The sequence below is a fragment of the Roseinatronobacter monicus genome (assembly GCF_006716865.1).
GTDB lineage: Bacteria > Pseudomonadota > Alphaproteobacteria > Rhodobacterales > Rhodobacteraceae > Roseinatronobacter > Roseinatronobacter monicus.
In genome coordinates this window covers 2957492-2971437 of sequence record NZ_VFPT01000001.1, presented here as the reverse complement: position 1 = coordinate 2971437, position 13946 = coordinate 2957492, and the positions used below count along the sequence as shown (strand labels likewise).

At 59.4% G+C, this 13946-nt stretch carries 11 protein-coding genes and 1 pseudogene; 7 read left to right on the top strand and 5 right to left on the bottom strand.

The features are described from left to right. Positions 1-5: 5 nt before the first annotated feature. Positions 6-161, top strand: a pseudogene (gene ccoS, locus BD293_RS14190) (cbb3-type cytochrome oxidase assembly protein CcoS); the annotation flags it as partial. A 49-nt stretch (positions 162-210) separates the two neighbouring features. On the opposite strand, the gene BD293_RS14185 reads toward ccoS, so the two are convergent. From BD293_RS14185 to BD293_RS14165, 5 genes are all read right to left on the bottom strand, one after another. Next, positions 211-1149, bottom strand: a complete 939-nt coding sequence (locus BD293_RS14185; RefSeq protein WP_246086308.1) for a lysophospholipid acyltransferase family protein — start codon at positions 1147-1149, stop codon at positions 211-213. A gap of 38 nt (positions 1150-1187) precedes the next feature. Next, positions 1188-2558 carry a glutamate--cysteine ligase gene (locus BD293_RS14180; protein WP_142082731.1) on the bottom strand — a complete coding sequence of 457 codons (1371 nt, stop codon included), beginning with the start codon at positions 2556-2558 and terminating at the stop codon, positions 1188-1190. 68 nt (positions 2559-2626) lie between these two features. After that, positions 2627-3151, bottom strand: coding sequence for a hypothetical protein (locus tag BD293_RS14175; RefSeq protein ID WP_142082729.1), 525 nt, complete (start codon positions 3149-3151; stop codon positions 2627-2629). Then, the gene (locus tag BD293_RS14170; protein WP_142082726.1) at positions 3142-4104 is read right to left on the bottom strand and encodes a phosphotransferase; all 963 of its coding nucleotides are present in this window, start codon (positions 4102-4104) and stop codon (positions 3142-3144) included. The genes BD293_RS14175 and BD293_RS14170 overlap by 10 nt, the downstream gene beginning before the upstream one ends. After that, positions 4101-4835, bottom strand: coding sequence for a 16S rRNA (uracil(1498)-N(3))-methyltransferase (locus tag BD293_RS14165; RefSeq protein WP_425467934.1), 735 nt, complete (start codon positions 4833-4835; stop codon positions 4101-4103). Before BD293_RS14165 ends, BD293_RS14170 begins: the two co-directional genes overlap by 4 nt. Positions 4836-4847: 12 nt before the next feature. Here BD293_RS14165 and ubiA point away from each other — a divergent pair, with 12 nt between their 5' ends. The 6 genes from ubiA (at position 4848) to rpoB (ending at position 13946) form a co-directional block, all read left to right on the top strand. Then, a complete protein-coding gene (ubiA, locus tag BD293_RS14160) occupies positions 4848-5828 on the top strand; it encodes a 4-hydroxybenzoate octaprenyltransferase (protein WP_142082723.1) in 981 nt (326 codons plus the stop codon). A gap of 35 nt (positions 5829-5863) precedes the next feature. Continuing rightward, on the top strand, positions 5864-7891 hold the full coding sequence (locus BD293_RS14155; protein WP_142082721.1) for an OmpA family protein: 2028 nt from the start codon (positions 5864-5866) through the stop codon (positions 7889-7891). Positions 7892-7960: 69 nt separating this feature from the next. Continuing rightward, positions 7961-8284 (top strand): hypothetical protein, encoded by a 324-nt coding sequence (locus BD293_RS14150; RefSeq protein WP_142082718.1) that lies wholly within the window; start codon positions 7961-7963, stop codon positions 8282-8284. Between the two features lie 300 nt (positions 8285-8584). After that, positions 8585-9100 carry a 50S ribosomal protein L10 gene (gene rplJ, locus BD293_RS14145; protein ID WP_142082716.1) on the top strand — a complete coding sequence of 172 codons (516 nt, stop codon included), beginning with the start codon at positions 8585-8587 and terminating at the stop codon, positions 9098-9100. A gap of 72 nt (positions 9101-9172) precedes the next feature. Beyond that, entirely contained in the window at positions 9173-9550 is a 378-nt protein-coding gene (rplL, locus tag BD293_RS14140) for a 50S ribosomal protein L7/L12 (RefSeq protein WP_142082715.1), read from the top strand. Positions 9551-9809: 259 nt separating this feature from the next. Further along, positions 9810-13946 carry a DNA-directed RNA polymerase subunit beta gene (rpoB, locus tag BD293_RS14135; RefSeq protein ID WP_142084608.1) on the top strand — a complete coding sequence of 1379 codons (4137 nt, stop codon included), beginning with the start codon at positions 9810-9812 and terminating at the stop codon, positions 13944-13946.

Below are 13946 nucleotides of genomic sequence, written 5' to 3'. Positions count from 1 at the left end.
GCGTAATGGAAGTTCTGGCAATTCTGATACCAGTGTCGCTGTTTCTGGGCTTGTTGGGTCTGGGCGCATTCGTATGGACGTTGCGCAAAGGCATGTATGATGACCCCGACGGGGACAGCCAGCGCATTCTCGACACGCGCTATGACGACAAGCCCAAACCCGTGTCGCCCAAGCCAGAGGCGTCCGAGCCTGCGTCCAGGGACAAGTAAGTCAGGTTTTCGTGGGGCGCTTGTTCTTTTTCCAACGCTTGTGCGACCACATCCACTGATCCATATGCGTGCGCACCAGCGCTTCGACTGACGCATTCAGCGCGCGGGTCATCGTGGCGGGGTCGCTATGGGGAACAGGCGGCTCTACGCGCACGCGAAAGCTGATCCCGTCAGGCTGTCTGATCCCATAGACCGGCACCAGCAACGCGCCTTGTTTCAAGGCAATCTCTGCCGATGACAGCGCCGTGCGCGCAGGCTGGCCCATGAAATCCATCAATTCGCCATGGTCCATGTAGTGATCGGCGACCAGCCCGATCATGCCGCCCCGCCGCAGGAATTTCAGCAAACCCGCCAGCCCTGTGCGGTTGCGCGGGAAAACCGGGGTGCCAATGCGCGACATGGCGGCCACATAGCGCGCATTGAACGCCTCGTTGCGCATGGGCATGTAGATGCCTGCAATCTTGCAGCCGCGTTCCTGCAAGACGATGCGCGCGGCCTCGTAATTGCCCAGATGCGCTGTGACCAGAACCACAGGCTGGCCGGTGTCGCGCGCTTGTTCCAGCGCGGCCAGACCGCCCCCCTCGATGGGGCTGTCCTTGACATGGTCAATGAAATCCTGCCCCGCAAAGGTTTCCGCCAGTGCGCGGGCCATGTTGCCCGGAACACTGCGGCACAAGCGGCGGATGTCGTGTTCGGGCAGGTCTGGGGCGATCAGGGCCAGATTGGCCCGGATACGTGGCCGCAACCCTGCGATCGGGCCGATGATGTTGGCGCCAACCCATCCCAGCACAGCAATGCGCTGCCGGTAAGGCAACACGCGTGCCGCCCCCAGAAGCACCGCGCTAAGCCGGTCTTCTGCCCAGTGCTTCCAGCGCTGCGGGCTTGTGCCTGCTTTTGCCGGGGTGGGGGGGCTGGATTGCGTCATGGGTGTTGATTGCACCCTGCCTGTCACCTAGTCAAGCAGGGCTGCAAAACGTGTCAGTAGCTGTAATCTGCATAAATCCGCGTCAGATCGCCCTGCCAGTCGCCATGATAGCGGGCCAGCAGTTCATCTGCGGGGATCTGGCCCGTCTCGACGCTTTCTTTCAGCGCGTTCAGGAAATGCGACTCATCGGGCAGCATACCGCCTGCACCGGGGCAGGCACGGGCTTTCAGACCAGCTTCGGCAATGCTTACCACTTCGCGCGCCAGATCATGCAGCTTGACGCCGCCTGCTTGCCCCTGCAACCCGTCGACCGAGGCCGCGATGCGCAACGCGTCGCGGGTTTCTGCGTCCAGCGACTTGGCCAGATCCCACGCGGCATCCAGCGCGGATTGGTCATAGGTCAGCCCGACCCAGAAGGCGGGCAGCGCGCAAAGGCGTCGCCAAGGGCCGCCATCGGCCCCGCGCATTTCGATGAATTTCTTGATACGCGCTTCGGGGAAGATGGTTGTCAGATGGTCAGCCCAGTCCGAAAACGTGGGAACCTCGCCGGGCAGGGCGGGCAGTTTCCCTTGCAAAAAGTCGCGGAAGCTTTGGCCCAATGCGTCGATATACTTGCCGTCACGATAAACAAAATACATCGGCACATCGAGGGCATATTGCACCCATGCTTCAAACCCGAAGCCATCCTCGAACACGAAAGGCAACATGCCGGTGCGGGCAGCGTCCAGATCGCGCCAGACGCGCGCGCGCCAGCTTTTGTGGCCGTTGGGTTTGCCGTCAAGGAACGGAGAGTTGGCAAACAGCGCCGTTGCCACAGGTTGCAAGGCCAGTGCCACGCGCAGTTTCTGCACCATGTCCGCCTCGGACGAGAAGTCGAGATTCACCTGCACAGTGCAGGTGCGGTACATCATGGTCTTGCCCATGGTGCCGACGCGGTCCATGTAATCGGTCATCAGCTTGTAGCGGCCCTTGGGCATGACCGGCATTTGCTCATGGCTCCAGATCGGGGCGGCACCCAGCCCGATGAACCCCACGCCAATCTCATCGGCGACGCTGCGCACTTCGCGCAGGTGATGGTTCACCTCGTCACAGGTCTGGTGGATGGTTTCCAGTGGCGCGCCGGACAGTTCCAACTGCCCGCCCGGTTCCAGCGAGACATTCGCGCCGTCTTTTTCCAGCCCGATAATTTTGTCCCCTTCCAGCACCGGCGCCCAACCAAAGCGGTCGCGCAGCCCTTCCAGCATGGCCTTGATGGAACGGGGGCCGTCATAGGGCAGGGGGTTCAGCGTGTCGTGACAATAGCCGAATTTCTCGTGCTCGGTGCCGATGCGCCAATCCTGCTTGGGCTTGCAGCCCTCGGCCAAGTATTCGGCCAGTTGAGAAATGTCTTCAATCGGACCGCCGCCGGTCTGGGGAATGGACATGAGCGCTCCGATCTGCTGGTTCTTGCCTAGTGGGCAGACTTGGAGTCTGCGCGCCGCCAAGTCAAGCCTCAGTGCAGCCGTAAATGACGCATCCGCCGCGACGGGTGCATCCAGATCGCGCGCGCAAGCGGTGGTTCGGGGGCGTTCAGGGCGTCGAGCAGGGCTTGCATGCGCAGCTCTGGCAAGGTGGCGAACGCGTCAAACAAAGCCTCGCTGCCCGCTGCCGCGACCGGAATTTCCAGCCGTGTGTCATCTTGTGCCACCATCAGCCAAGTCTGTGCTGCATCGATCAGGTGCAATTCGACCAAATCGTTCAATGCGATGAAGCCGCCTTCTTCTGGCCCGAAATAAGAGATTTGGCCTTCAATCACCTGCACTACGCCCGGCCCTGCCTCGGCGCGGCGAAAGCGCAGCCTACGCCATCCGATGATGGCAATGCCAAGACCGGTCAGAATAACAAGCATGGCGAGAAATTGGAAAAAACTGTCACGTGCCTGCAACGCCCATAGGCCAAACAGCGCCACGCCCAAGCCTGTCAGAACCTCGGACCAGCGTTTTGTCAGGGCAATCAGTTCGGGGCGGATCAGGGACATGGGGCGCTCTCCAACCAGTTGCGAATGCCGATACGCGCGTAATACCCCAGATGGTGATCCAGCTTGCCCAACAAGAACATGCCCTGCCGGTAGCCGGTCGTGAAATCCATGAAACCTGCGGGTGGATCGGGGTGGTCAAGTTCGGGGTTTTCCATCACGGCTGCGCGCAACTCGGCACATAGCCCGCGATCCAGTGCGATGTCGGGGGTATCGCGCAGCCGCTTGAATGTAAGGTCGCAGAGCAGTCGCGCAGTATCTTGCGATATGGGGCCGATAGACTCGCCTTGCACATCAAAAACCGTCAGCCGTGCTGTCTGCGTGTCCCAAAAAATGTTTTGCGACGAGAAATCGCTGTGAATCGGGCCGCGCGGCACCGGTCCGCCGCGTAAACCGGGGGCGAGTTTGCGCAAATGTACGACAACCGCGTTCAGCAGCGCTGCATCCGACGCGGATAAATCAGCGCCCCCGATTTCGCGGCGCAGGGATTTAATCCAGAAATCGGGGCTGAAGCTGCCGCAACTGCGTTGCCCCTCCATGCTGCGCGCCAACCAAGCGGCGCAGGCCGTTGCGATTTCAAGCCGGGTTTGCGGTTCTGCGCCGCAGATCACCTCGTCAATGCGAATGCCGGGGGCGAAGGGAAGAATCGCCAGCCCCTGTGCTGCGGATGTTGCCAGATATGCCGCAAAATGCAGGTTGCGATGGGGAAACACCCCGCGCAGGCGGTCGTGTTCTTGCTCCAGCGCGCGGAGTGTGGCGACAGGGTCATCAGCGGCGATCTGTTTGACGATGACCGCCTTGTTGCGCCAGCGCGCTTCGGCGACACGGCCCTTTGCATCGCTCTTTATCAGGCGGGTCAGAACGGGTGGGTCATCTGGAAAACCCGTCTTTATGGCGTCTGCGAGTGCCTGAAACTGCCTGCGCGTGTTCAGAAAGTTTTGAACCGGCGCGATCATCCCCAATCCCCTTGGGCGTTTTGCCACAGTGTCAGCGCGGCAACGGCAGCCGTATCGGCGCGCAGTATGCGCGGGCCAAGGGCAATGGGGCGCACCTGCGCCATGCCGCGCAGACGCGCGCGCTCTGCCTGCGAAAACCCGCCTTCGGGGCCGATCAGAATCGCGGCGGGGGCAGCGGGCAGGGGGGCTGTGCTGACCGTTTCGGCCAAGCCTTCATCCGCCCAGATCAGCGCGCGCCCCTCGGGCCAGTCCTGCAACAGGCGCGACAAGGGCTGTAAATCGGCCACCTCTGGCACGTATGTGCCGCCGCATTGCTCGGCGGCCTCGACCGCGTGGGCTTGCAGGCGGTCTTGGCGGATACGCTCGGAATTGGTGAACTCCGTCTGAACAGGCACAATGCGCGCCGCCCCCAGTTCAGCTGCCTTTTCTACAATGAAATCAGTCCGTGCCTTTTTGATGGGCGCAAAGACAAGCCACAGGTCCGGGGGCATCCGCTGGGGGGCGGATTGGCCAAGGCACACAGCCTGCGCGCCCCGCCGCCCGACCTCGGTCAGTTCGGCCAGCCATTCGCCATCGCGGTTGTTGAACAGGGCGATTTGCGCGCCTGTTCCCTTGCGCAAGACATTGCCAAGATAATGGGCATGGGCCTGCGACAGGGCAATCTCTTGCCCCTGACCCAAAGCCTGCTCTACAAAGAGGCGAATTTTCGCGCGGATGATGTTGCTGTCCATGAGGCCAAGACTATGACCGGAAACGACCAAAGGCCAGAGGGTGCGACCCCTGATGACAGCGTGGCTGACGCCTATAACGCCAATTGGGTGGATCGTTATGCACCGCCCGACCTGAAACCCTATCTGCGCCTGTCGCGCGCCGACCGGCCCATTGGAACATGGTTGTTGCTGTTGCCGTGCTGGTGGGGGGTGTTTCTGGGCGCGGCAGCGTTCCCCGAGACAGCGGGCTGGCTGACCGTGTGGATCTTTGTGGGCTGCGGGATTGGTGCCTTTCTGATGCGGGGGGCAGGCTGCACATGGAATGACATCACCGACCGCGACATTGACGACAAGGTGGCGCGGACCCGGTCGCGGCCGATCCCGTCGGGTCAAGTCTCGGTCAAGGAGGCTGGGATCTGGATGGGGGTGCAGGCCGGTGTTGCGGCGCTGATCCTCATCACCTTCAACTGGGCGGCGGTGGGCCTTGGGGTATTGTCGCTTGGCCTTGTGGCGATTTATCCCTTTGCCAAGCGGTTCACATGGTGGCCGCAGGTGTTTTTGGGGCTGGCCTTCAACTGGGGTGCACTGCTGGCATGGACGGCGCAGACTGGCGCATTGGGCCTGCCTGCGGTGTTTCTGTATCTGGCAGGTATAAGCTGGACGCTGTTCTATGACACGATCTATGCCCATATGGACCGCGAAGATGACGAATTGATCGGCGTGAAATCCACCGCGCGCCTGTTTGCCGAGAATACAGAAACTTGGCTGCGCGGGTTCTTGATTGCCACAGTCGTGCTGATGTCGCTGTCGGTGATCTATGCGCTGGCCCCGCTGGCGGACCCGTTGAAGATGTCATTGGGCCTTGCGGGGGCATGGGCAATGGGCTGGCATATGAACTGGCAACTTAGCAAACTTGACATTGATGACACGCAAATGTGCTTGCGACTGTTCCGGTCAAACCGGGACGCGGGCTTGTTGGCTGCGCTGTTTCTTGCCATCACCTTATTCGTGTGATTGCGCCCACTGCACCAAGGCGCTAGGGGACCGGCATGAAAGAACGACTGATAAATGTCGCGCATAATCTGCGTGGGTTGCGTGTTGCGAAAATCGGATCATACAAAGCGTATGTTCTGATGGGTGGCATTTTCGCACTGGCTATTGTGCTGGCAATCGGTGCCGCCACATTTGCGGTTCGCGGGATAGAACACGTGGTCGCGCGCGATGCGCATGCTGTCCTTGCCGAAAGCGAAATCGACTGGGCCGAAGTGCAGACGGACGGGCTGTTGCTGACACTGCGCGGCGAGGCAGAAAGCGAAGCCGCGCGCTTTCGTGCGCTCAGCGCTGTTTCGACTGTTGTCGCGGCAGAACGTGTGATTGATGACATTCAGGTCGCCCCGTCGATGGAAATTGCCGCGCCGCGCTTCTTGCTGGAAATCTTGCGTAATGGGCTGGATGTGTCGGTGATCGGGCTGGTTCCCACAAGTCTTGATACCGACGGTATTATCGCCCGGATCGAAGCGATTGATCCCGAAATCTCTGTCGTCAACATGTTGGAGACGGCCAGTCATCCGGTGCCCTTTGGTTGGGACAGGGCTGTCGGTTTCGGGCTGGAAGCGTTGGCGTCGATCCCCGCCAGCAAGATTTCCATATCCGCCGATCAGGTCGAAGTGACAGGGCTGGCCGACAGCGCCCGGCAACGCGATGAAATGCGCGACAAGCTGATGCGCCAGCGCCCGCGCGGCCTGATTGCCAGTATCAATATCTCAGCGCCCCGCCCCGTGCTGACGCCCTTCACACTGCGTTTCGTCATAGAGGAGTCGGGCGCGCGGTTCGATGCCTGTTCGGCGGACACATCCGAGGCGCGCACCGCCATTTTGCGCAGCGGCAGGGCTGCGGGCGCGCAAGGGATTATTGATTGCACCATCGGATTGGGCAGTCCCTCACCGCGCTGGCAGGTGGCCGCAACCGAGTCGATTGACGCACTGGGCGTGCTGGGCACTGGCAGTGTCACCATCGCGGACACCGATGTGTCGCTTGTGGTGCCGAATTCAGTCTCAGCAGAGCAGTTTGACCGCGCCGCCGCAGAGTTGGAGCGCCAGTTGCCAGACGTGTTTTCGCTGGATGCACAGCGCTTGCCCCCCCCCGACGGCGAAGGCCTGGACCGTGATGGCGACGCAATCGAGTTTGTCGCCAGCCGCGATTCAGAGGGTATTGTCCTCCTGCGCGGGCATTTGACGGATGAGCGATTGCGCGATGCAGTCTATTCTATGGCGCGGACAGAATTCGGGCTGAATGCAGTGCGTATCAATGCCCGGCTTGACCCCGACTTGCCCGGCGGCTGGCCCGTGCGCGCAATGCTTGCGATAGATACGCTGGCACAACTGGAACATGGTCAGGTGCGCGTGCGGGCCGACCGGTTTGACATAAGCGGCGTGTCAGGTGACGCGTCTGCCTCTGACACGATTTCGCGCGCGGTGGCCGAACAGCTTGGGCGCGGGGCGGTTTTCAACCTGAATATCCGCTATGATGAGCGGTTTGATCCCGTCGCCATGCGGCCCACACCTGCGCGCTGCGAGGCTTGGATCACCGAGGTGCTGGAAGAACAGCAGATCACATTCGATCCCGGCTCTGCGTCTATTGTGTCGGGGGCCGGTCGGGTGATCGACAAGATAGCCGAAATCCTGCGCGATTGCGGGCGGCTTGAGATGGAAGTCGCAGGGCACACCGACAGTCAGGGCCGGCTAGAGACGAATATGCGCCTTAGCCAGCAGCGCGCCGAGGCGGTTGTCGCGGCCCTGTCCGCGCGTGGTATCCTGGTGTCGGAATTTGTTGCCGAAGGTTACGGCCCAGAGTTTCCCGTTGCCGATAATTCAACGGCATCGGGGCGCGAGGCGAACCGTCGCATCGAGTTCAGGTTGCTGGGCGAATCGGCGGCAGAAGCGACACAAGAACGCACGGGCGATGCGCCCGACACCGAGCGGGACGCTGCTGAAACGCCTGACGAAGCAGATCTGGAAATCGTCGTGACCACCGGCGCGGGGGAGCAGCCCCGCCCGCCCGAGCGGCCGGAAAGATGAGCAGTGCAACATGAACGACAGTTGCGTAATGCGGCCAAGCAGGATTAAAACCTGTTGTGAGGGAAACAGATGAACCGGACTGAATTTGTCATTATCACTGCGATTATCCTGTTTGTCGCCTTTGCACTGGGGTGGGCTGCGAATTGGCTTTTGCATCGTTTCACGCGCGTGCGCCAGTCTGATTTGGGCGAACTTGACCGCATGGCCCAAGCGCTGAACGAAGCCGAGTCGATCCGCGATCAGGCGATAGAATATGTCGAGACACGCGAACGTGATCTGACAACGCAGCTGTCGCAATGCGAGGCCGAACTCTCTGCGGCGATGGACGGATTGCGTGAAGCGCGTGCTGAGGCAGAGTATTATCGGTCTCAGCTGCAGGGCATTGACCGATAAAGCCCGTGCAGTTTTTCGCCTGCGTCGCGGCCTGTGCATTTTAGCCCTTGGCATTGCGGCGCACAGGGGCTAATGAACCGCCCGTCTAGGTTGCAGATGCAAGTCTGTCGCCTTGGATGATTCGTCCGAGACGGTGGGTGATGGCGTTCATCATAAATCCTGCCTGAGACGGGAGTGGAACAATTCGATTTCCGGGGATTTCCTCGGGCGACATTGGGAAGGCCCGTTCGGACCTAATGTCAGACGCAAGTCTGGCGAAACGAGCCGGAGGGGAAACCCTCCGATAATTGGAGAGACCCTGTGGATAGAGCCCAAAAAGAGAAAGTGGTCGAGGAACTCGGCCAAATCTTCGAAAGCTCTGGCGTGGTTGTGGTAGCACAATACGTTGGCCTCACGGTTGCTGAGATGCAGGCCCTGCGTGCGCAAATGCGCGAAGCGGGTGGGGCTGTACGCGTCGCCAAGAACAAGCTCGCCAAAATCGCCCTTGAAGGAAAGCCCTGTGCAAGTATCGGTGGCCTACTGACAGGTATGACTGTTCTCGCCTATTCCGAAGACCCTGTTGCTGCGGCAAAAGTGGTCGAGGATTACGCCAAGAAGAACCCGAAGCTTGTGGTTCTTGGTGGTGCAATGGGCGAGTCGGCACTTGACCCGGCTGGTGTAAAAGCTGTGGCAGCTATGCCCTCACGCGAAGAGCTTATTTCTTCGATCGTGGGTTGCATCGGTGCCCCTGCCTCGAACATTGCCGGTGCGATTGGCGCCCCTGCTTCAAACATTGCGAGTATCCTCACGACACTCGAGGAACGCGAAGCGGCATAAGCAACCTTCGGCCCGTGTGGCGTGAACGCGCCCGCGTCGGACACTCAAACCTGAACAGAATGGAACGATACAATGGCTGATCTTAAAGCACTTGCAGAGCAAATCGTGAACCTCACGCTGCTCGAAGCTCAGGAACTGAAAACAATCCTGAAAGACGAATATGGCATCGAGCCCGCTGCTGGCGGCGCTGTCATGATGGCAGGCCCTGCTGGCGATGCAGGCGAAGCTGCTGAAGAAAAGACTGAATTCGACGTGATCCTGCTTGAAGCTGGCGCAAACAAAATTGCTGTCATCAAAGAAGTTCGCGGCATCACCGGTCTTGGTCTGAAAGAAGCCAAGGATCTGGTCGAAGCTGGTGGCAAAGCTGTCAAGGAAGCTGCACCTAAAGAGGAAGCAGAAGAGATCAAGAAGAAGCTTGAAGACGCTGGCGCTAAGGTCGAACTCAAGTAATCGGGCGAGATGCGCTGCATCTCAACCCTTTGAAAATAGAACTGGGACCGGATTTCTCCGGTCCCAGTTTGTCACTGTTTCTGGACAGGGCTTTACAAAAGCTTAGCTGCTAAAGCCTTGTCCAGGGAAAGTGATCGGCTCGGGAGCAAACCTGTGGGAGGGTTTGCAGGAATAGAGCCACACCCCATTTCGCAAGCGGCCGGCGGCTGATGCCCAACAGCCTGCCCGCCCGCGAAGACCAGGAAAGGTGATGACGCGCATGGCTCAGAACTATGTAGGCCAGAAACGTATCCGCAAGATGTTCGGCAAGATCCGGGAAGTTCTGGAAATGCCGAATCTGATTGAGATTCAAAGATCTTCTTATGATTTGTTCCTCCGCTCTGGCGATGCGGACACGCCGCTTGACGGCGAAGGCATCAAGGGTGTTTTCCAGTCGGTTTTCCCGATCAAGGATTTTAACGAAACCGCGACGCTGGAATTCGTGAAATACGATCTGGAAAAGCCAAAATACGATATTGACGAATGCATGCAGCGCGACATGACCTACGCCGCACCCCTGAAGGTGACGCTGCGTCTGATCGTGTTTGATGTCGACGAAGACACTGGTGCGAAGTCGGTCAAGGATATCAAGGAACAAGACGTATTCATGGGCGATATGCCCCTGATGACACCCAATGGCACATTTGTGGTCAATGGCACCGAGCGCGTGGTCGTCAGCCAGATGCACCGCTCACCCGGTGTGTTCTTTGACCACGATCAGGGCAAGACACATTCCTCGGGCAAGCTGTTGTTCCAGTGCCGCATCATTCCCTATCGCGGGTCTTGGCTGGATTTCGAGTTTGACGCAAAAGACAATGTCTTTGCGCGCATCGACCGTCGCCGCAAACTGCCTGTGACCACATTGCTCTATGCCTTGGGCATGGATCAGAACCAGATCATGGCCGCCTATTACGACACGGTTTCCTATTCGTTGAAAAAGAACAAGGGCTGGGTCACAAAGTTCTTCCCCGAACGTGTGCGTGGCACCCGTCCAACGATGGACGTGGTCGATGCTGCAACCGGCGAAGTGATCTGCAAGGCTGGCGACAAGATGACGCCGCGCGCCGTCAAGCAACTGATTGACGAAGGCAAGGTCAAGAACCTGCTGGTCCCGTTTGAAGGTATCCTTGGGCGCTATGTCGCACGGGACATCATCAACGAGCAGACCGGCGAGATCTATGTCGAAGCCGGTGACGAGCTGACATGGGAACTGGACAAGGATGGCGAAGTCAAAGGCGGCACACTGAAAGTGCTGCTGGACAATGACATCACTGAGATTGACGTTCTCGATATCGACGGTGTCAATGTTGGCCCCTATATCCGCAACACCATGGCTGCCGACAAAAACTGGAGCCGTGACAACGCGCTGATGGATATCTACCGCGTCATGCGTCCGGGCGAGCCGCCGACCGTTGACACGGCCTCGGCGCTGTTTGATCAGATGTTCTTCGATTCCGAACGCTACGATCTGTCGGCTGTCGGTCGCGTCAAGATGAATATGCGCCTGCAACTGGATGCGCCGGACACCCTGCGCACCTTGCGCCATGAAGATATCGTGGCCTGTATCCGTGGGCTGACAGAGCTGCGCGACGGCAAGGGCGAGGTTGATGATATTGACCACCTCGGCAACCGCCGCGTCCGGTCTGTTGGCGAATTGATGGAAAACCAGTACCGCGTTGGCCTGCTGCGCATGGAGCGCGCAATCCGCGAGCGCATGTCCTCGGTCGAGATTGACACGGTCATGCCGCAGGATCTGATCAACGCCAAGCCCGCAGCCGCGGCGGTGCGTGAATTCTTCGGCTCCAGCCAGTTGTCGCAGTTCATGGACCAAACCAACCCGCTGTCGGAAGTCACCCACAAGCGCCGCCTCTCGGCGCTTGGGCCAGGTGGTCTGACGCGCGAACGTGCAGGCTTTGAGGTGCGCGACGTGCACCCAACCCATTATGGTCGCGTCTGCCCGATTGAAACACCGGAAGGTCAGAACATTGGTCTGATCAACTCTCTGGCCACTTTCGCACGGGTCAACAAATACGGCTTTATCGAAACACCTTATCGCAAAGTCGATAACGGACAGGTCACAGATGAAGTGGTCTATCTTTCGGCAACGGAAGAACAGCGCCACACTGTTGCGCAGGCCAATGCGACGCTTGATGAAAACATGCGTTTCGTCAACGATCTGGTCAGCACGCGCAAGGGTGGGGATTTCATGCTCAACCCGTCCGACTCTGTCGATCTGATCGACGTGTCGCCGAAACAGCTTGTCTCGGTCGCGGCCTCGCTTATTCCGTTTCTGGAAAACGATGACGCCAACCGCGCGCTGATGGGCTCGAACATGATGCGGCAGGCGGTGCCATTGCTACAGGCGGATGCTCCGCTTGTGGGGACGGGCATCGAGGGCATTGTTGCACGCGATTCCGGCGCTGCCTTTATGGCGCGTCGTGCGGGTGTCATCGATCAGGTCGATGCACAGCGTATCGTTGTGCGCGCAACCGAGATGCTGGAACCGGGCGAACCGGGTGTCGACATCTACCGTATGCGCAAGTTCAAACGCTCGAACCAGTCAAGCTGCATCAACCAGCGTCCGCTGGTCAAGGTGGGCGATCACGTGACCCGCGGTGAAATCATTGCCGATGGTCCATGTACCGACATGGGCGAACTGGCTGTGGGCCGTAACGTGGTCGTAGCTTTTATGCCGTGGAATGGCTACAACTACGAGGACTCGATCCTGATTTCCGAGCGCATCCTGAAGGATGACGTCTTCACCTCGATTCATATCGACGAATACGAGGTCGCGGCGCGTGACACCAAGCTTGGGCCAGAAGAGATTACGCGCGATATCCCGAATGTGGGCGAAGAAGCCCTGCGCAATCTGGATGAAGCAGGCATCGTCTATGTGGGTGCCGAAGTGCAGGCAGGCGACATTCTGGTGGGCAAGGTTACGCCCAAGGGCGAAAGCCCGATGACACCGGAAGAAAAGCTGCTGCGCGCGATCTTTGGTGAAAAAGCGTCCGATGTGCGCGACACATCGCTGCGCTTGCCGCCGGGTGCGTATGGCACAATCGTGGAAGTGCGCGTCTTTAACCGCCACGGTGTGGAGAAAGACGAGCGCGCCCTTCAGATCGAGCGGGAAGAGATTGAACGCCTGTCACGCGACCGCGATGACGAGCTGGAAATCCTGGAGCGCAACATCTACGGGCGTCTGCGTCAGTTGATCCTTGGCAAGGTGGCTGTAAAAGGCCCCAAAGGCGTTAAGCCCAATGCTGAAATCAACGCAGACCTGCTGGAAACGCTCAGCAGTGGTCAGTGGTGGCAGCTTGCGCTGGCCGATGAAACCGAAGCACAGGAAGTCGAGGCGCTGAATGCGCTCTATGACCAGCAAAAGCGCCAGTTGCAGGCCCGGTTCGACGACAAGGTCGAAAAGGTCCGTCGCGGCGATGATCTGCCACCGGGCGTGATGAAGATGGTCAAAGTCTTTGTCGCCGTGAAGCGCAAGCTTCAGGCGGGTGACAAGATGGCGGGCCGCCACGGCAACAAGGGCGTCATCTCGAAGGTTGTGCCGGAAGAGGACATGCCGTTCCTTGCCGATGGCACAACGGTCGATCTGGTGCTGAACCCGCTGGGTGTGCCGTCGCGCATGAATGTGGGTCAGATTCTGGAAACCCATATGGGTTGGGCCCTGCGTGGCCTTGGCCTCAGCATCGACGAGTCGCTCAAGGAGTATCGCCGTTCTGGTGATATGACGCCTGTGCGCGAAGCGATGCGCATCGGCTATGGCGACGATTTCTATGCCGAAGTGTTCGAGGGCATGGATGAAGAGCACCTGATCGAGTCGGCTTCGACTGTCACGCGCGGGGTGCCGATTGGCACGCCCGTCTTTGACGGCGCCAAAGAGGTGGATGTCAATGATGCCCTGACACGGGCAGGGTTTGACACCTCAGGCCAGTCGATGGTGTTCGATGGTCGCACGGGCGAGCAATTCGCGCGTAATGTCACTGTGGGTGTGAAATACATGCTCAAGCTGCACCACCTTGTCGATGACAAGCTGCACGCGCGCTCGACCGGGCCTTACAGCCTGGTCACGCAGCAGCCTCTGGGTGGTAAAGCGCAGTTCGGTGGCCAGCGTCTTGGGGAAATGGAGGTCTGGGCCTTGGAGGCTTATGGGGCCGCCTATACCCTTCAGGAAATGCTGACCGTCAAGTCGGACGATGTGGCAGGCCGGACCAAGGTCTATGAATCGATCGTCAAGGGCGAGGACAATTACGAAGCTGGCGTACCTGAATCCTTCAATGTGTTGGTTAAGGAAGTTCGCGGCCTCGGCCTGAATATGGAACTCCTGGATTCGGAGGAGGAGGGCTGA